The organism is Aliikangiella marina (assembly GCF_007004765.1).
Classification (GTDB): Bacteria; Pseudomonadota; Gammaproteobacteria; order Enterobacterales; family Kangiellaceae; genus Aliikangiella; species Aliikangiella marina.
Genome location: NZ_VIKR01000002.1, coordinates 684,929 through 703,989 on the forward strand (window position 1 = coordinate 684,929; position 19,061 = coordinate 703,989).

18 protein-coding genes are annotated in these 19,061 nt (G+C 42.0%); 5 read left to right on the forward strand and 13 right to left on the reverse strand.

Features of this window, described 5'->3' with window-relative positions; genetic code table 11:
* Positions 1–125 precede the first annotated feature (125 nt).
* From FLL45_RS09340 to FLL45_RS09365, 6 genes are all read right to left on the reverse strand, one after another.
* A complete protein-coding gene (locus FLL45_RS09340; protein ID WP_142941748.1) occupies positions 126–530 on the reverse strand; it encodes a hypothetical protein in 405 nt (134 codons plus the stop codon).
* 63 nt (positions 531–593) lie between these two features.
* A complete protein-coding gene (locus FLL45_RS09345; RefSeq protein WP_142941749.1) occupies positions 594–2,315 on the reverse strand; it encodes a S8 family serine peptidase in 1,722 nt (573 codons plus the stop codon).
* Between the two features lies 1 nt (position 2,316).
* Complete coding sequence (locus tag FLL45_RS09350) at positions 2,317–2,889, reverse strand: S8 family serine peptidase (protein WP_142941750.1); 573 nt, start codon at positions 2,887–2,889, stop codon at positions 2,317–2,319.
* Between the two features lie 6 nt (positions 2,890–2,895).
* On the reverse strand, positions 2,896–3,453 hold the full coding sequence (locus FLL45_RS09355; protein WP_185964393.1) for an RNA polymerase sigma factor: 558 nt from the start codon (positions 3,451–3,453) through the stop codon (positions 2,896–2,898).
* Between the two features lie 42 nt (positions 3,454–3,495).
* Positions 3,496–4,674 carry a hypothetical protein gene (locus tag FLL45_RS09360; protein ID WP_142941752.1) on the reverse strand — a complete coding sequence of 393 codons (1,179 nt, stop codon included), beginning with the start codon at positions 4,672–4,674 and terminating at the stop codon, positions 3,496–3,498.
* 15 nt (positions 4,675–4,689) lie between these two features.
* Positions 4,690–6,750 carry a hypothetical protein gene (locus FLL45_RS09365; RefSeq protein ID WP_142941753.1) on the reverse strand — a complete coding sequence of 687 codons (2,061 nt, stop codon included), beginning with the start codon at positions 6,748–6,750 and terminating at the stop codon, positions 4,690–4,692.
* 263 nt (positions 6,751–7,013) lie between these two features.
* Here FLL45_RS09365 and FLL45_RS09370 point away from each other — a divergent pair, with 263 nt between their 5' ends.
* Positions 7,014–8,198: a hypothetical protein gene (locus FLL45_RS09370; RefSeq protein ID WP_142941754.1), complete on the forward strand. Its 1,185-nt coding sequence runs from the start codon at positions 7,014–7,016 to the stop codon at positions 8,196–8,198.
* 108 nt (positions 8,199–8,306) lie between these two features.
* Here the strand turns inward: FLL45_RS09370 and ilvC are convergent, their stop codons facing one another.
* Entirely contained in the window at positions 8,307–9,785 is a 1,479-nt protein-coding gene (gene ilvC, locus FLL45_RS09375) for a ketol-acid reductoisomerase (protein WP_142941755.1), read from the reverse strand.
* Positions 9,786–9,979: 194 nt separating this feature from the next.
* Between ilvC and ilvY the strand changes: the two genes are divergently transcribed.
* Positions 9,980–10,858, forward strand: a complete 879-nt coding sequence (gene ilvY / locus FLL45_RS09380) for an HTH-type transcriptional activator IlvY (RefSeq protein WP_142941756.1) — start codon at positions 9,980–9,982, stop codon at positions 10,856–10,858.
* A 40-nt stretch (positions 10,859–10,898) separates the two neighbouring features.
* On the opposite strand, the gene FLL45_RS09385 is transcribed toward ilvY, so the two are convergent.
* Positions 10,899–11,414, reverse strand: a complete 516-nt coding sequence (locus tag FLL45_RS09385; protein ID WP_142941757.1) for a hypothetical protein — start codon at positions 11,412–11,414, stop codon at positions 10,899–10,901.
* A gap of 127 nt (positions 11,415–11,541) precedes the next feature.
* On the opposite strand from FLL45_RS09385, the gene FLL45_RS09390 reads away from it, so the two are divergent.
* The 3 genes from FLL45_RS09390 to FLL45_RS09400 all read left to right on the forward strand — a co-directional run bounded on the left by FLL45_RS09390 (position 11,542) and on the right by FLL45_RS09400 (position 13,020).
* Positions 11,542–11,832, forward strand: coding sequence for a YebG family protein (locus tag FLL45_RS09390; RefSeq protein ID WP_142941758.1), 291 nt, complete (start codon positions 11,542–11,544; stop codon positions 11,830–11,832).
* Between the two features lie 229 nt (positions 11,833–12,061).
* Entirely contained in the window at positions 12,062–12,673 is a 612-nt protein-coding gene (locus FLL45_RS09395; protein WP_142941759.1) for a hypothetical protein, read from the forward strand.
* Positions 12,670–13,020: a gamma-glutamylcyclotransferase family protein gene (locus FLL45_RS09400; protein WP_142941760.1), complete on the forward strand. Its 351-nt coding sequence runs from the start codon at positions 12,670–12,672 to the stop codon at positions 13,018–13,020. Before FLL45_RS09395 ends, FLL45_RS09400 begins: the two co-directional genes overlap by 4 nt.
* A 552-nt stretch (positions 13,021–13,572) precedes the next feature.
* Here FLL45_RS09400 and FLL45_RS09405 read toward each other — a convergent pair.
* The 5 genes from FLL45_RS09405 to FLL45_RS09425 all read right to left on the reverse strand — a co-directional run bounded on the left by FLL45_RS09405 (position 13,573) and on the right by FLL45_RS09425 (position 18,953).
* Positions 13,573–13,851 (reverse strand): hypothetical protein, encoded by a 279-nt coding sequence (locus tag FLL45_RS09405; protein ID WP_142941761.1) that lies wholly within the window; start codon positions 13,849–13,851, stop codon positions 13,573–13,575.
* A gap of 47 nt (positions 13,852–13,898) precedes the next feature.
* Positions 13,899–14,264 (reverse strand): DUF6164 family protein, encoded by a 366-nt coding sequence (locus FLL45_RS09410; protein ID WP_142941762.1) that lies wholly within the window; start codon positions 14,262–14,264, stop codon positions 13,899–13,901.
* A 258-nt stretch (positions 14,265–14,522) separates the two neighbouring features.
* Entirely contained in the window at positions 14,523–16,409 is a 1,887-nt protein-coding gene (locus FLL45_RS09415; protein ID WP_142941763.1) for a methyl-accepting chemotaxis protein, read from the reverse strand.
* A 225-nt stretch (positions 16,410–16,634) separates the two neighbouring features.
* On the reverse strand, positions 16,635–17,612 hold the full coding sequence (locus tag FLL45_RS09420; RefSeq protein WP_142941764.1) for a serine/threonine protein kinase: 978 nt from the start codon (positions 17,610–17,612) through the stop codon (positions 16,635–16,637).
* A gap of 12 nt (positions 17,613–17,624) precedes the next feature.
* A complete protein-coding gene (locus tag FLL45_RS09425; RefSeq protein WP_142941765.1) occupies positions 17,625–18,953 on the reverse strand; it encodes an MATE family efflux transporter in 1,329 nt (442 codons plus the stop codon).
* Positions 18,954–19,061 lie beyond the last annotated feature (108 nt).

The following is a 19,061-nucleotide window of genomic DNA, read 5'->3' on the forward strand; positions in this document are numbered from 1 at the left end:
GAATTGAAGCCGAATTTTATGGCATTAGGCAAGAAAATAAAGAATTGCGACTTGGCCGATGTTTAATGAAGACCGCCTGCTTGCTTGCCGCAATTCCAATGGAAAAGATGCTCAAAAGTGGCTAACTACTCATTATCATCTTGGCCTTTTTTCTGTTTCACGCCGATGTTTTCTCGCTCGACACCAGGCTTATTGACAGTAACACTTTTTGTTTTTGCCCGAATAATTGAGCGTTTACCTTTGGCGACCAGTTTCGCTTTGCCTGCCTTCACAAGATACTGCTTGCCGTCTTTAAAACGATACATACCTTCTTTTAGACGAACTTTCTTACCGTTTTTATGTTTGATGACCAATACGCCATTTGAGAATTGGTAAGATTCGATGTCAATCCACTTGTCGTGTCCTGACCCTGCCCGCATCGATTCGCCTTTTATGTCGCCAATTTTGATATAGGCGGCAGCACTTGCATCATTGGACACTAAACATAAAGCGACCGCCGTTAAAATAACTACTAGCATGGATTTCATCATTCTCTCTCCAGTTTTGATTGATTCACGATTAAGTCGTAACAACTGACATATCGGTTTAAATTTTTAGTTACACTCATCATTGATTTTAATAAGACCCCAGCCAAAACTTTTATCTCGTCCAGGCTCACCGAGATCGATACTCGAGTTTTTGAGGGTTTCTATGTCGCTTACGGCTGCCATAGCGGTGACAAATGGTGCTGCAAAAGAGGTTCCCTGCTGATATTTAAAGCCATTCTTTTTATGCGCAGTCCAAATCGCAACGCCGGGTGCAGCGAAGTCGATATAGTCACCCCGATTGGCTTTTTTATAGAGATTTTGGTTCTTATCGATGGCAGTGACGGCGATAACATTTTTAAAAGCAGCGGGGTAAATTGGTAATGCATCTTTTCCAGAGTTACCCGCAGCTGCGACCACGGTGATATTTTTTTGAATCACACGATCGATTGCAAGCGCTAACAATAGGTTCTGACGACCACCAAAGCTCATATTGATAACCGATACTTTTTGACTAACCAGCCAGTCGAGCCCTTTAATAATCCATTCGGTTGAAGTGTATTTTTTATCGGAATCTTCCCAAAAAATATCAGCGGCAAATAGATGACCTTGAGTCAGTAAACCGCCAGGAAAATTGTTCATTTTGTTGCCCACTAGTAGTGAGGCAATTGCATTTCCGTGACCATCTTGCACGGCTTCAGAATTTTTCGGGCGAAATGGCTTGGTTGTTATCATCTTTGAATTAAGCGAAGGATGTTGCAAGTTAACTTGCGTGTCGAGTTGTCCCACGCGAGCCGGTTTGTTACATGATTCTGGCCAGTCAACCATTTTTTGTCCGAGTGAATGCCTCGGGTCGGCTAAGAGTTGATAATGATGATTGAAATCTACCCATATATCAGGACTTTGGGCTCTGATTTGATTTGCCAAATCAACAAGATCTTCACCTTGCGGTGTTCTAAATACGCTGATGACTAATCCGAGGTTTGTAAGTTTTTTGCGGCTTTTCACTCGAATATTAAAATTCCTGAGTTCAGCCGAGACTTTATTTGCCTCTTGCATATCCGCACTCAAAACGACTAACTGGTTAGGCTCGAAATCGGGGCTTTTCGAAGGCGGCGGCGCAATCCTGACTTGCGGCGGTGAAGGCAGGGATCGTCCCATCAAGCTGCCACTTCGATCAACATAATCAGTGACATTTCTTGACACGCCTTCATCAATTCGCGCATTTGATGTTGGTGGTTGGCGAGAAGCAGAGGCGTCGTCATTAGGATTTCTGGCTTGTGCTGTGGTTGAATCGAAATTAACTGTCGCCGGTTCACCGCTGGCGGTTTCAAGGCGCGAATTGGGCGGGCGACAGAACTCCAACAAGAGTTTACTTTTGGTTAGCCAGGCTTTTTGGCCTTTTTTTCGGATCCCGAGTTGATACCGTCGCCCGAACTCGATCAATGACGTGTCTGTGTTAACAGTAACGATCCTTCGCGTCGACCAACTTATTGGGTTTAATTGAAGCGCAGGTTTAGTATCAGCAATATACAGTGACAAGTTACGTCCATTGCCAAGGTTTTTGCCTTCGATGGTAAATTGTTGTCCTAACTTGACACAGCTTTGCAGATTAATCTTGAGTATTTCAGGTTTTGAGGCGCTCGGCCGCGGCAAAACTTCAGCGGCTTGTTGGCTAGCTCGAGACTCGGCAGCGGTTAAACTATTCGTATCGAGCAGTAATCCTAGCGTCGTAAACAAAGCAATGAAACGCGCTATTATTCGAACACCTTTTGGCCAGTCAATTCGCATATCAATTCTCAACGATATTGTCGACAAAGGGGAGTTGCGATAGGGATGTAATAACCTTTTCGATATTAGTCGACTCTTCCAGTGCTATCGTATAAACCCCTAACTCTCCAGGGCCATCGACGATAGTTCCGCCGGTCAGTAAAATGGCTTCCCTCAGTTGTTGTTCAGTGGTGTTAGGTTTAAATGAGATTTGGATTTGATTATCACTGATGCTGCTGCCGGAAAGCGGCTGATAATTTTCGTCGTTAGTACTCGATTGGTCGATTAATAATGCACTTTGTAAAACCACGACAACTAACGCTGCCGCCAGCGCAGGTCTCGCCCAACGATTAAATCCTGAAAATGGTGTTCCGGTATTTTTCTCGGAGTCAGCGATTTCTCTTTTCAAACGTGCTAATCCAAATTCTCCTGGCGTTGGAACATTTTGTGATTTTAAATTTGCACGGAGTGATGACAGAAACGCTTTTTCGGACTGAAGCGCTTGGTCAGAATCCAGCGCGTTATTAAGTGCTTCATTGTTTGTCTCGGTTTGGTTGATTAACCAAGGCAAATCTTTTTGATTGTCATTGCTCACTTGATGTTACCTCAAAAACTTTTGCAAGCACTGCTTGAGTGCATTTTTGGCGTGAAAAACGCGTGACTTAATTGTTCCCGCTGGACATTCAACAATTTCGGCAATGTCTTCATAGTGGAGATCCTCGAAAAAAGCGAGATGAATAACTTCTTTGAACTCATCTTTTAGTTTGCTCATACAATGGTTCACTTGTTTCTCACTTTGCGCCGCACTAATTAAAGATTCAAATTCGGGAGATTCATCCTCAATAGTGTCAGAGAGTTCGGCCGTTTGTTTGCGTGCTTTTTGACGAACTCTATCGATAGATTTAAAGTTCGTAATACCCAGAATCCAAGTCGAAACCTTAGAACGTCCCTGGAAGTTTTTAGCTGATTTCCAAACCTCCATCATGACTTCATTGAGTATGTCGGCAGCATCGAAAGGATCGTTCAATTTCGATAAAGCGAACCGATAAACACTTGATTCAAATAATCGATAAAAGCGCTCGAGCGCTCCTTGCTGTCCTTCTGCAATTCTTTCTATTAGCGATATAGCTTCCTGCTCTTGACTGACCGATAATGACAATACTTTTTCCTCTATGACTCGTTTTAGCGTTTAATCGTTTTGTTATGGCGTTTTGATAGCGCGAATGGGACTCACGGCAATAATGTTGCCTTTTTCGCTAATAGCGATGACTCGCCATAAATATTCTCGATTACCCATTAAGTGTTGCTGGCTCACTTGGGATAAAGATAGGCGGTTAGTTTCGCCTGGAACTAATATTCCAGTTATAGGCGATCCTTTTGGTACTTGAAAACGATTAGTTGTTTCGATTTCCTCTTGGTAGCGAGGACTTTTTTCGGCTATTTCGAATGCGCTTGCGGCAAAAATTTCGAGTTGATAGGCATCTGCTCCCGGTATCGTTTGCCATTGAAATTCTGTTGAGCTTGTTAAGCGGGCATTTTCCGGAGGTTGCATCACGCGAATTTTTGCTAAGCTTGCTAAATCTTTTTCACTGTTTGCTGTTACCACATAACGCAGTTCAGTAGTCGAAAACCGTAACTGAGGCTGTTTGACTCGCAATCGAACTAAATGATTACCGACTATTTCAGCCGGTAACACTGGACTTTGGACAAGTGCATTACCACCTGCACCTAAGTAGCGGCGAATGTTTTGAATCGGACGATAAAATGGCCGGCTAGAGGTACTGGGCGGAGTTGCGACTTCCCAAACCGCATCCAATAAACCGGCTTGTTGATAATTAATTTGTGCAATAACTCGACTTTGTTCACCTTTGCCGATTGTGCGCACAATTTGATCGTTATCAAAACGCAATGCAATACGTTCAATTGATAATTGACTGAGCGACTTTAGTTGAATTGTTAATATATCAGTTTCAACTCGCGCGGCGCCACCTGAGGCGGGATCAGTGCCGATATTAAATGTTCTTTGGTATTGAATTGTTTTAAGGCCAAGGTCGCTGGCTTGAGCGATAACTGAGGCCGGAACGAAAATTGACTCAGGAAATGAAACGAACTGGTTGGCATTGGTTAACCGGGTTAACGGTGTGTTAATCACGCCAAGCACTTCTCTTGCGTTAGGATTAATAAATATACCCTGTTGTGAACTGGTTGTTCCCTCTCCTAATGGCCCGGTGTTGTATCGCCAGGTCACATTGATTGGTACAACGCTATCTTGAACGAGCTGAGTTGTACTAGGCGTTACTGTTGCCTTAACCTCTGCGATTAAGATTAATGGCAAAGTAAGCACACTTAAAAATAGACTTTTTATGGTTAGATTAAACATTCTACTGCTCCCGCACTATTCATTGTGTGGCGCTGAATAGGGCAGCGTCAAAACAAAGTTTAAAAACATTTGATAGCTTGAAAGGTTGTTTAAACTATCGAGATTATCGATGAGTCTTTGTCTTTCATATGACAATGAAAGATCGATACCCATTTGGTTAATGTTAGCTTCAGATAAATTTAAGCTGAAAGCGGCAGAGAGGTTTTCTGATTCACCATCCTCGGTGTAAAACAAATGTTGACGAGCATCCAGCCGATTTCTGGCATATTGAAAAACGCCAGATAACTTATCGGGCACAATAACAAAGCTGGATGACAACGAATAAAGAAAATTGCTTGATTGACTATCAATGTCAATACTTTCTGTTTCTAACCATTGAATACTCGGATTGAGCTGCCATGACTCACCAATTAAAAAACTCGCATCTAAGTTAATGGATTCTGTTTCGCTGTCGACTTGAAAGTTTGTAAAGTCTTCGAAGTTATCTTCGCCCCAACCAATCGACCAACTCCATGTGTCGTAACTAAATGAGGCCGCTAACATCAAGTTGTCCGTAGTATTATCCTGCGCATCGAGCCCCTGTGCCGTAATTAAATCCTGAATTTCATTTTCACTAATGGCTAGCGATAAGGATGGAGTACCCAGCCAAGACCAGAAAGAATTTTCATCAATCGCTTCACTGGCAGCGTAATTGGCCGTCAAATACCACTGGGTAATTTCAGTCGTTGAGAAATTACTGTCATTGTCGAGATTGTTCTCCTCTTCGCCAAACGATGCATCAAAACTCCATTGATCTTTGCTCAATGTGGAAAATATTCGATTCAGCTTTTTGTCGGCTGGTAAATGAGTGTTGGCGAGACTTTTGAAGAAACTGCCCACTTCGAGCGATTCTGCACCGAGAACCCAGTCCCATGGGGTTAAATCGCCTTCCTTCATTTCACTCGAATAGTGGTAGCTAACCAGAAATGATTGAGCATCATCATCTAAAGCTGATTCCGCCCCGCCGGCGTCAAAATCAAATTCACTCGAGGCTTTTTCTATTCTCATTCTTAGCTGGCGCTCGAAAAAGTTTCCATCAGCGGCAAAGGTCCATGCTTTACCCTTTTGATTTGTACCTGAAAAATTGACACCTTCGCCACCTTGATTACCTTCGCCATCGAGCCACCCAAAGCTGAGAACGAGTTTTTCTGGATCATCTTCGTAAGGCGCTAAGTTCCATGTAACGCCAGAAACTCGATTTTCTTTTTGGGAGATGCCAAGGCCTTTTTGAAAACCGGTAATGTCATCAGTGCGTAACATAAATCCTGACACAGAACTATTCAATTCTCCGAGCGATACTTGACTAGAAATACCACGACGATGAAAACTATCCATGATCAAACTATTAGTTGTTAGACTATGATGACCCACTTGGGTATAGAATCGACCGGTTTGCGCTGCAATTAAGAATTCGCCCATATCGACTGATTTACCGCGTGCGGTAAATTCTTTTTCGCTAGTATAGAGTAAGTCCATCTGACCAGTAAGTTCCCAATCGTCTCCCTTAATTGCGGTGGCTAGCACGCTGCTTCCTTGTGCTTGTGTTCGATAAGGAAGGTCCATGAGGTTTCTCTGTGCAATGCGATGGTCAATATTTAAATCAACCTGTGCTTGAAAACTTGCCTCTCGATAAAGAGTCGATTGGCGCACTTCAAATTGCCAATTTCCAATTTCTTCTATTTCGCCATCGGACTTGAATTGGGTAACAGTAATTTGATTATTGCCATACGCCAGCGGTTGAATCGGATTAAACTTAATAACGAGGGGCGCGCTTTCATTAAACTCAATCATTGCGGTGATATCGATATCGTTCAGTTCAAAAACGAGTTCTTGAAACTGTTCCGTATTAAGCGAACCGATTACTTTAAACTCAAGTACATCTGAAGGGGTTTGGAATGATTGATTGTTTGCATTTTCAAACTTAAGCGTGAGATCATTTGCTTGCGCGTACGGAATACTCATAATCGCAATTGAAGAAAGTAAACAATTGCGACCTCCTGCTAACAACCGTTTTTGCCACTGTACTTTCCGAGCCATGCTACTTATCCATCGTTATAGCGTTAGACGCTTAGCCATCTTACGCATTTAATTGTCAGTTTATAGTCAGTCATAAGACATACAGCTTTGATTTATTGTATATCAATGCCGGTTAGTCGCAAAGCGGCAATCAATGGTTCAAAAAAATTTTCACTGATTGAATGGTTCGCGAAAATGATTGATTTTTAAGAATAAAGATTGAACCTCATGTCCGTTTGACTCGACACAAGAATATTAATACCAGAGCTTAATAGGACCAGACAATGAAAATATCTCAATGCTTAATACTTACGACTTGTTTATTGGCCTCAGTTTCACAGCCTATCTCTGCTGATACTATCGATGTCAAAATTCCCACTGCCTTAGTAATTGGTGCGATGAACAATCAACTGATGGGTACCCAAGTAAATATCGATACTTATGGGAAAAGAAAAGGTACTAGCTGGTACCACGCCAATAGCTATGTTTTGACGCCCGATGGTAAAAAGCATTTAATTAACCTGGGAGAGGCTACGGTAAAATTGAAAACCAAAAAAGGTAAAACGATGCGGATGTGGCGCGGGTATGTCAATGATTTTGCTTCCTCTGAGTTGAGCGTCAAAGCAAACGGAAATCAGTTGCTTTTTAATGCCAACTTTGAAAGTCAAGGCAAGGAAATTATTATTAAGTGTATTAATGCTTTTGGTAAACAATGCGTCAAGATAAAACGCGACGGTGAAGTGAATAATGCGCAGGTCAAAGCAACATTAATTCCGACGATATTAGATAATTCAATTAGCTTTAAAAAAGATCCAAAGGTCGAATTCAAGGCTGATTTTAAGATAAATGGTGCTTGTAGCAAACTAGGTGGTTTGTGTCAGAAGATCTTTGACTATAAAAAAGCGATTAGAAAAACCGTGCAAAAACAGCTGAAAAGTTCGTTAAATCAAAATAGAAAGAAGATCGCCCAAGCCGTTAAAAAAGTCGTTCAAGATAGCGTGGGTAAAGTTATTAATACTAATCAATGGAAGCTAAAATCGATTAAACAGCAAGGCGGAAACTATATTGTGAGCGTCGAGTACCCTGATCCCATTAATGCTTCTACTGTTGAGGTGAAAGGATTTAAAGTGACTAAGAAGTTTGCTCAGTCAAACTGTCCAACCAAGATTAAGTTTGATGCGACTATCCAGACGAAATATGCAGTTGCGGGTAAAGTTTGGCTTGAATATGAAGATGGTACACGAAGTAAAAAACACAATTGGCAAAACGGAAAAAATAAAACAACGACTTCATCCTTTTATCGCACATGGAATAAGAAATCTGGTAAGAAATACACTGGCTGGAGTAAAATGATGATTAGTTGGAAAGATCACAAAGGGAAAACATTTTCTAAATCGTCAAAGAGTTCTCCATTTAGCAGAACCTGTGTAAAGCCTAACCCAACCAAGACGTTTAAAACTGGTGGATGAAAAGAAGGGAAAAAAACTGCCCCTTAAAGTCCTATCATTGATAGGGTGGGGCAGTGGTTCAAGTACATTGAACGCTAGCGAAAAAAACTAACAAAGTTAACCATAGCCTTAATTGATAATCTGTTTCATATTGGTCATATAACGCCGTAATGTCGCGCCAATCGTCTCAACGGGATGGTTTCGAATAGCATGATTGATAGCGACTAATTTTTGATTGTCTACTGAGTGAGATTTTATTTCTAGTCCACCGCCGATATCTTCGGTTGTAACATTATTCATGAGTTCTTTTTGCAGCAATGGGATAGCGGCATTAGCGAATAAATAATTGCCATACTCTGCCGTGTCTGAGATAACAACATTCATTTCATAAAGGCGTTTACGGGCTATTGTATTGGCGATAAGCGGTGTTTCATGAAGCGACTCGTAGTATGCTGACTCCGGTAAAATGCCCGCTTCAGTCATAACTTCAAACGCTAGTTCGACGCCAGCTTTTACCATGGCGACAATTAAGATTCCTTGATCAAAGTAAGTCTGCTCATCTATATCATTATCGCTTAGTGGCGCTTTTTCAAAACCCGTTTCGGCAGTTTCCTGGCGCCACTTTAATAGGTTCTGGTCGCCATTTTGCCAGTCTTCCATCATGCCTTTGGAAAACTCGCCCGAAATGATGTCATCCATATGTTTCTCGAAAAGTGGGCGAGTTAAGGTTTTTATGTTTTCCGATAACTCATATGCCCTTAATTTCGCTGGGTTAGAAAGGCGATCCATCATGTGAGTTATTCCACCAATTTTAAGCGCCTCTGTGATTGTCTCCATGCCTTGCTGAACCAGTTTACCGGCGTAGCTTTCATCAATACCTTCGGCGGTCATTTTGTCATAGGACAATATTGAAGCGGTTTGCAGCATGCCGCAAAGAATAGTTTGTTCGCCCATTAAGTCCGATTTAACTTCAGCGACAAAAGAAGATGCTAAGACACCTGCGCGGTCACCACCGGTCGCCGATGCCAGCGCTTTAGCAATCTTAAAACCATCACCTTGCGGATCATTTTCTGGGTGAACCGCGATTAATGTTGGCACTCCAAAACCGCGTTTGTATTCTTCGCGAACTTCAGTGCCAGGACACTTTGGGGCACACATGACGACAGTAATATCAGAACGAATTTGTTGGCCTTCCTCGACGATATTAAAACCATGAGAATAGGCGAGTGTTGAGCCGATTTTCATCAACGGCATCACTTTCTCAACGACGGCAGCATGCTGTTTGTCAGGTGTTAAGTTATAAACCAGATCGGCAGTCGGTAAAAGCTGCTCAAAGGTACCAACGTTAAAACCAGCATCAGTCGCTTTTTGCCACGATGGACGTTTTTCCTCGATGGCCGCTGCTCTTAGTGCATAACTTACATCCAACCCTGAGTCACGCATGTTCAGTCCTTGGTTAAACCCTTGCGCCCCGCAGCCCAAAATAACGATCTTTTTTCCTCTAAGAAATTCACACCCGTCATCGAATTCTGATTTCTGCATAAACCGGCAAACGCCCAGTTGAGCGAGTTGTTGTCGTAAGTTGAGACGGTTGAAGTAGTTAGCCATGTGAATTTCCTAATTAATATGGTCAATATTTCATTAGTGATTACTATAAATGGGTAAAATAGTTGCGTAAATTGACATATGTTGTATATAGTGTTGCAAAAAGTGAAACAATAAGGTCGGCAACTGAAATAACAAGACTTGGAGTTGGCACACCAGTTTAAATGGAACAGCATTAAACCCTTGAAGCAACATTGATGAATATCAGAAACTTACAAATATATCTGCATCTCAGTCAGAGCCTCCACTTTAATAAAACCGCAGTCGCGATGCATACCAGCCCCTCTACGTTAAGCCGTATTATTCAGCGTCTTGAATCAGAAGTAGGGCAGCCATTATTTGAACGGGATAATCGTCACGTGGCCTTAACCCGTGCGGGTAACCGGTTTGCCGAGTTTGCCAGTAATGTCATTTCACAGTGGCAATCGCTCAAGAATGAACTTGACTCGCAAAGTAGTGAATTAGCCGGAGAAATTGTCATTTACTGTACGGTAACTGCGGCCCATCTATATTTGCCAGACCTACTAGAGAAATTCAGAGCGCTGTATCCGAAAGTCGAAATTACTTTGGAAACAGGGGACGTCGCTTACGCCTATAAAAAGGTGGCTGACAAATCAATCGATTTTGCCTTTGCTGTCGCTGAGGACCAAATAGAGCAAAAGTTTGCATTTCAGCACTTGCATCATATTCCGTTCAAGTTTATTGCACCGAGACAACAAACTCATTTCAGCCGTTTCTTAAACCAAGGCAAGGTCGACTGGGGTAAATTGCCTTTTGTCATGCCTGAGTCAGGGCCTGCTCAACAACGATTAAAAGACTGGTTTCTACGGATGAATATTGATCCACCAATACAAGCACAAGTTTCAGGCCATGAAGCGATTGTGAGTATGACTGCCCTTGGGTGTGGGGTAAGTGCGGTCCCTCTGCCGGTTCTCGAAAATAGTCCGGTGAAAGATAAGGTGCAGGTTATCGCGACACCGTTGCCGCTAAAAGCCTTTGATTTAGGGATGCTGACATTACAAAAAAGACTTGAGACTCCGCTGATGAAGGCCTTTTGGGCGATAGTAACGGAGTAATTTTGTGGCTAATTCAGCGATTAAAAAAGGATACCAAGATCTAGTCGCTGCTGTTACTGGGATTTGATTGATGTTGACGGTTTAGCAACTCAATCGCAGTGTAATATCCCAAATAAGCGGCAACCAACAGAACCCAAAATGAAGCCCCATCGAGCTCTTTCATCCAAAATAACGGCCAAGTGACCGCCTCAATGATGTTCATAATTGATTGAATGATAAATTGGACGAATAAGCTGATAATGGTTTGAATGACACCGCCATTGAACCCCTGGAAGTTGGCAATAATATCAGTGATCTCTCGATATTCGCTAACCGCATAAGTCAGTAATCCCACCATGCCATAAAATCCGCCGCCAAAAGTCATCCACTTTTCTTGGAGTTTGTTTTCTTTGTCCTTGGGCAAGTCTTTTAACCCATCAAGCTCGAAATCATCGCCCAAAATGGGCGCTTTACCTTTCTTTATATGACGCCGGTTAATCCATAGAAGAACTAAGTAGGTGAAGAGAAAGAGTGGCAATGCTGCGACAACAAGGGAATAGATGATTTCGGTGACCATTGCCAATTGCTAATTTTGTGGTTGTTTGAATTCGTACTTTAATTGAAGTTTGCACTTGATAAAAGCTACTTAAATGAGTAGTATTTGCTTGGATAGTCAATTATGTTAATTCACAGGAGCAAATCCGATGGCAGTGGTGACCTTATTTATGTCTGATAGAGATAAAAGCAAAACCTTTACCGATAAAAAAGAAGCGGATAATTACGACAAGATGTTGGAACTCGCCGAGAGTGTTAGCATCTGGATGGAAAAAGAAATTGAAGGACTCAATGAATCGCAAATTGAGAGTATTGGTCTGTTGTTAGCCAAAAATAAAGACAACTTACTTAAAGCACTTAAAGGCAAACCGGAATTACTGCTGGAGAAGAGCGACTCTGAAGATTCAGAAAATGTTACCCCCATCAGTGCTAGCGCTTAGGACTGTTTCACTCGAATTCAAAGCGTTGTGCTAGTCGATTTCGAAACGTCACAAGTTTACATTTGGTATTGACCAAACCTGAAGTTTCCAGTCTACAAAAGCTCTATCGTTGATAGGGCTTTTTTTGCGACTTAAACTGACTGGCAAGGCTTATACGCAACATCCAGTGCGTTGCAAAACTAAAAGGTTTATACTCGAATGCAAGGATAAAACGCTTTGAGGTTAACTTATGCTAGTCAAGAAATTACTAATCACTTTTTTAATTACCTTTTCGAGTGTTTGCTGTGCAAACAGTGTGACAGTTGGTAATGCCCAACATCTTCCGAAATATGTTTTAAATGAGTTGGAAAAGATCGTACAAGAATCTGGCGAAGAATATGTAGAAATATCCAGTAAACAACGAAGCGTTAAAAAGCAAGTTGAAATAATGTTGGATTATTACATCGAATGCACGAAAGCTTCAGCAAAAAGTAAACAACAAGGTTGCGGTATCGAGCGAGCTAAAAGAGTTTACTCCCAAGATTGTCACGGTGGCTTTGAGTTATATCGCGCAGATTTAACACGAACAGAAAATATTCAAAATATGACCAAAGGACTTAAAGCGGCATTGATTAAACTGGGAGATGAACGAACTTGCATGAATCATGTCGTTATTCCTGGGATGCGTACCGCGTTAATTGCGGTTGATATCAAACCATCCTCGGTCAAAAACCGTGTGCGCTTTTATGAGGCGATAAAGTCGAATCCTAATGTAGTGAAATTTTATTATCCGCACGTAACAGGAAAGCCCAAGTCAGCAGTTTACGATGATGCTTTTCATATCGAGTTTAAACGCCAGTGAACAGTGAGCTTAATACAGATAGCCGACTTTTTGTTTATGGAACGTTAGCACCTGGTCGAGCAAACCAGCATGTTTTGGCGAATTTAGCAGGAGAATGGCATCCAGCCAGAGTCAAAGGAAAGCTTGTCGAAAAAGGTTGGGGAGCAGCTCAAGGTTACCCTGGAATTATTCTTGATGAGCGTGCTGGTTCGGTTTCTGGTTTTCTGTTTCAGTCTGCCTCATTGATCGACCACTGGCAGGTTCTTGATGACTTTGAAGGCGCAGGATACCAGAGAGTGAAAAACAATGTTTGGCTTGAAGATGGATCGGTTTTACAAGCATTTGTTTACGAGCTTAGCGAATCTTAAAGGATTTGTCTCCTTTTGACCGATTGTAAGATCGGTTAAACCGCTCCACTGAGAAATTCTGAGTGGGTCAGAATAAAGCGCTAGGTGATAATGTTCGATAACAATGATAGTAGAGAGTTGTAATATTCGTTGTTCGATCTAAGCACAGCGATGTTCATAAGACACTTCGTTTTCTTCATCGACACCACGTAAGAAAGCGCGTCGAACGCAACGGGATATCAGGTGATAGAAACCGGCGTTTTCAGTATCAATCAGATCACTGCATTTGATGGCTGTTCTTGCTCTTTAGTAAATGAATTTAAATTATCGGGAATGAGAGCCAGTAAATGAAGGCGAGAACAACACCAAGGCCGCTCAGAGATTGGAGATTGGAGATTGGAGATTGGAGATTGAAGATTGAAGATTGAAGATTGAAGATTGAAGATTGAAGATTGATTGATTGTCGATATAGTGATTGTCAATATGAGTTAGTCAGTATTAGTTAGCCAGTATTAGTTAGATTTTCCATCGACTAAAATCTAATTTGCCAGATTGCATCTTCACAATTTCAATTTAACTTATCTTAATTCTTACTACCTTCATATATTCAAACTCGAGTCCCGCGACACTTTCAATCACCGGGTAATAGGTCATGTTGACCCTTTGACCTTTGCCCAAGGTTTTGTACTTTTGTTTTCGGTTGAATTTAAAAGGAACATCGCAACCTTCGATCATGACACTATTGATAAACCATTCACCTTTTTCACGTTGGTTATGACTAATAACCTTCATATTATCGGAATGCGTTAGTTTTTGATGCTTCTTTGTGAGTTTATCGGGATCGGTTTGCATGTTGAATTTATTAATTTACGGACTAATTAAGTTTTAAGTTGCGAGCTTTAGAAGTGACCAAAAAAGAAGGGGGTAATAGTAAGATAAAGGACAACACCAATAAATAGAATCACCGCAGTATACTTAATGGGGTGCTTGAGGATACTCTCTAACCAAGAGGCGGTTTCACCGTTTTCTTGAGCGACTCTTCTCGCCTCGACAGCCTTGGAATATCGTTTCTCTTGGTATTCGTCGACAATTTTTTTGGCAGTTTCAAATTGAGACTCATCTTTCAACCAAATACCGGCAAAGGACAGTCCCCACATACCAGCACTGGTTTCATAAAAGTCTATTTCACTATGTTCAAGCACTTCGCGAACTTCTTCCGCCTCATCATCGGGAACGCCATTGAGTTTAAAGAGTAACTTTGCCATTAATCAATTCTTTAGGTTAAAAGAGAAAGTAGTTATTCCTGTTATTGTATCAGGACGGACGACAGAGGTGAAAGGTTAAAATTTTCCGTTGTTTCAGAAGAGTGACTTGAAAGTTGATTAACTGATTAATTAATTGAATTGGCCTTCGGCGTGAGCGACCTTAGCAAATATCAGCGAAATATATCAGTTTAGTTTTTTAGGGGGCAGCGCTAAGAACTAAGAACTAAGAACTAAGAACTAAGAATTAATTTGTTCGTGCTAATGCTTAAAAGTTGCAACTAACTCTTTCAATTCTGCTGCTAATCTCGCCTGATCATTTGAAGCTTGCGACGTTTGCTCTGAATTATTTGTGTTTTGCACCGCTCGATCATTAATATCCACAATTTTCACATTGATTTCCTCTGATACCGAGTTCTGCTCTTCAGCAGCAGTTGCTATCTGAGTACTCATATTATTAATCTGTTCCACCTTGCCGGTGACCACATTCAGCGCATCGCCTGCTTGCTTGGCTTGTAGCATTGTTTCTGATACTTGAGATTGACTTTGCTCCATGACTTCGACAGCCATTGTCGAGTTAGATTGTAACCTTTCGATGATTTGATTGATCTCTTCTGTCGATTGTTGAGTTCTTCCTGCCAAAGTTCTCACTTCGTCGGCAACTACTGCAAACCCTCGACCCTGTTCTCCGGCGCGAGCGGCTTCAATTGCCGCGTTGAGAGCGAGTAAATTCGTTTGTTCTGCAACGCCTCGAATAACCTCCAATACTTTGCTCACATCATCGCTATCTTTGTCGAGTTCATCTTGAATTTTTTTGGCTTTGTCGATTTTATCGACAAGCTGCTCGACTGCTGCAACTGCATTTGCGACTGTCGTTTTGGCGGTTGCTGTCTCCTTGTAAGCTTCGTCAGCATTCTCTGAAGTCTCAGAAATATTATTTGCGACCTCTTGAACCGATACTGACATTTGATTGACTGCGGTTGCGACTTGTTCAATCAAGTTTTGCTGTTCTCTTAGGTTTTCGGCAGAGCTTTGATTAATATGAGAAAGTTCGTTTGATGCGGATGAAACTTGCTCGGAAGCTCTGTCTATTCGCTCTAATACTTGCGAAAAACTTTGCATCATTGAGTCAAATACCGCGGCAAGTTGTGCTATTTCATGTCGACCTTGCATATTACAGCGGATGCTAACATCCTTATTTTCGCTTGCTCGACGCATAATTTCAGTCAGCCTTTGAAGCGGGTCATAGACGGAGCGGTAAGCCATGTAAATCATTAGCATCATTACCAGTACCACGATAGTCGCTAAAATAATATATTGCCGATTAGCGTCCTCTATTTCGCTGGTTATAAAGACTTTTAAATCATCTGAAGTGGCTTTGAGTAATGTTTCACTTTGGTGAATGGTTTCTCGCATATTTCCGAGTTCACCGGAATTCGAATCTAATCCAAGTTGTTGAGACAATTCTGCAAACTTTGAGAATTCACTTGAATAGTTTTGCATCGCTTGGTTAATTTGAGATTTAGTCGAACTATCAATTGATGAGGCATTAAGCGCTTGATTGAATGCGTTTAAGTCTTTGTTAAAACTTTCGAGATACTTCAAATCCCAGCGGAGCATAAAGTCCTTTTCACGGCGTCGTAGCATCAAAATGTCAGCGAGCAACTCCCAATTTTGTTGCGCTTTTACCAATGATTCAGCTTCATGAACTGCAGCGCGCAAACTTCCATAGGCTCCCGTTTTAGCGGTCAATCCTTTTTGTACTTTAAGTGAAGCAACCCTTGAAAATTGGTCGTTATAGCTTTGAAAAGTGGGTAACAATTTAGCAGTGAACCCATTATCGTTAAAACCAATATCCTCAACTTGTTGAACCAACTCTTGTGTCATTTGAGTGAGTTGTTGGTAGTTCCCCTGAAAACGCTCGACATATTTAGTGTCGTTACGCGCCAAAAAGTCTTTTTCATTTCGCCGTAGTTGCAGCATCATGGCATTGATTTGAGTGGTGAGTTGAAGGGTTTTATTCGCGGTGTCAATTTGATTCGCCACATTAATTTTTAATAAAACCATCAACACTACGCTAACAAACGCAACCACTGACATAGCGAGGAGTTTTTGCTTGATCGTGAAGCTATTTAATAATTCACCCATGCTTTTTGCATCCGAATAAAGGTTAACTCAATCCTGTACCTCTCCTGAGAATAGTACATTTTTAGGGTTTGTACACAATTTATACGGCGAGCTATCTTTCTAAGTTATTGATTTGTATAGGCTGTAAAGTGCAATGTCGTGAATTGATGATAAATCGAATTTAGAGCAGAAGATAACTGGCGATAGAGAATCGCCAGTCACAACGAACAGCCGGTTTTTAACTCACTAGATAAAATGCTTTGGTTGAAGCAGTGCCTGCTGCTCTTTTAGCGCTAGAACTTGTTCTTCCCAATAACGAGTCGTATTAAACCAAGGAAAGTTAAATTGAAAGCTGGGGTCGGTCCAGCGGCGTGCCAACCATGCGCTGTAATGAAGCATTCGCATTGCGCGTAAGGGTTCAACCAATGTGAGTTCTCGATCGTCAAATTCGCGAAAGTCTTCGTAACCTTCTAACAATAAATTCCATTGGTGACGGTTTTCTGTCTCGGTTACCAGCATCCACAAGTCCTGCACCGCAGGTCCCATCCGACTGTCATCAAAGTCAACAAAGTGAGGACCATCATCGGTCCACATTACATTGCTTGGATGACAATCGCCATGCAGCCTAAGCAAGTTGAGCGGTCCAAAGTTTTCAAAGGCCGCAGAACAGTATTCGACGATCAAGTTGGCGGTTGTTTGATAAGATTCTTGAATGTGAGCCGGTATAAAGTTTTCTCGAATTAAATAGTCGACACTGTCGCGAGCAAAATTTTCCCAGGTGAGAGTGGGCCTAGATTGATAGGCGGACGCTTCGCCCAACATATGAATCCTGCCAATAAACCTGCCCAACCAGATTAGCGTGTCTTCGTCGTCTAAGTTAGGCGTGCGGCCCCCTTTGTTTTCGAAGACGGCAAAGCGAAAGTTATCAAATTTGAAAAGCGTTTCCCCGCCAATTTGTAATGGCGCAACGACCGGAATTTCAGACTCCGCGAGTTGTAAACTGAATTCATGCTCTTCGAGGATTTGTTGATCACTCCAACGATGCGGCCGATAAAACTTAACTACATATTTTTGTTCTTGGTAATCGCGGAATTGATAGACACGATTTTCATAACTGTTTAGCGCGAGCAAGGCTGCTTGCGGTTCGAGATCAACCGATTCAAGTGCATCGAGCACTTCATCGGGGGTCAGCTGATAAAAATCTTTCGCATGATCTTCAATCATTGGAGAGAACACCTAGTGCATTTTAATCTCAGCCCAGCGTCTTTGTTGCCAGAGCCGAGCAAACCAAAATGTTTGGCCAAGTCGATACAACCCTTGAGTCAACCAAATGGCGGTTAATCCCATTCCCATATACGGGCCGATTACCCAAGCAATTGGCAAAAAGATTAACCATTGGCAAACAATCCCAACGATCATGGTTGTTTTAGTGTCACCTGCGCCCTGCAATGAAGACATTAAGACTAAGTTAACCGCATCAATAATGATTGCGATGCCCACGAGTTGTAATGGTACTTTGGCGACGTCGATTACTTCTTGTTCATGAAGAAATATACTTAACAGCAATTCAGGAACAAAAAACATCGGGATGCTGATCAAAGAAACGCCGACGATGGCAATTTTAGAAGTATCCCATGCCCATTGATGAGCATCGTCAACATCCTTTCGCCCCAGCGCTTGGCCCACCAAAGTGGCGGAGCTCATTCCAAAAGCGATTGATGGCAAAATTGCTACGAGAGTTAAAGTCGTTAATACATTGGCGGCGGCTAACTCGGCAGTACCTATTTGGCCAACGATCCAGAATAAAATCGTAAAACCTAATGCAAAAAATAATTGTTGTGCCGAGGATGGTAGGGAAATCCGAATCACACTGTAGAAGGTTTCTTTGTGCGGTAAGTGCAAACCAAAACCATACTTTGAGGTGTAGCGCATAGTAAGGTAGAAGTACATTAAAGTCCCACCAAACATTGATAAGCTAGTGCCTAGTCCTGCGCCTTCAGTGCCCAGTTCTGGAAAGCCCCAGTTACCGAAAATCAGTAAATAGTTCAGCAAAATATTGAGGCTATGCATAATTAATAGCGTCTTAAAATAATAACTGGTCATTTTTATCGCGCTTAAGTAGCCACGAAAACTAAAGTTCATACCGACTGCCATAATGCCAATGAGACGCGCGTCGAGATATTGAACGCCGTGCTTAACGACTTCAGGGTCGTCATTTAACATCGCCATGATGGGTTCCGAGAGCCAGGTTAGAATGATGGTCAATGGAATTGCCGCAACGAAAATTGTCAGAAGTGCGCCGTTTAAGGGATTGGCGGCCTCGCTTTCTCTTCCTTCTCCGACCCGTCTAGCAACCATTGCTTGGACACCGGAAGCCATTCCCATGAACACAGCAGCAGCAACAAAGTTCATAAAACTGGCCAGACCCACGGCTGCAAGTGGTGTAGAGCCGAGTTGGCCAACCATCGCCGCATCAACAATATTTAAAATGTTTTGCGACATCATTCCACCGATTATCGGTAGTGCGATTTGAAAGATTTGAGATGAGCGATCGCGTGAAACCAAATGAACTCCAAGAACCTAAAATAATTCGAAGGTAACCCTTCATAAGGGCGACAGTGTATCACTTTATCTGTGATTAATATCGGGAAACTTCTCCCAATGTGTTACAGC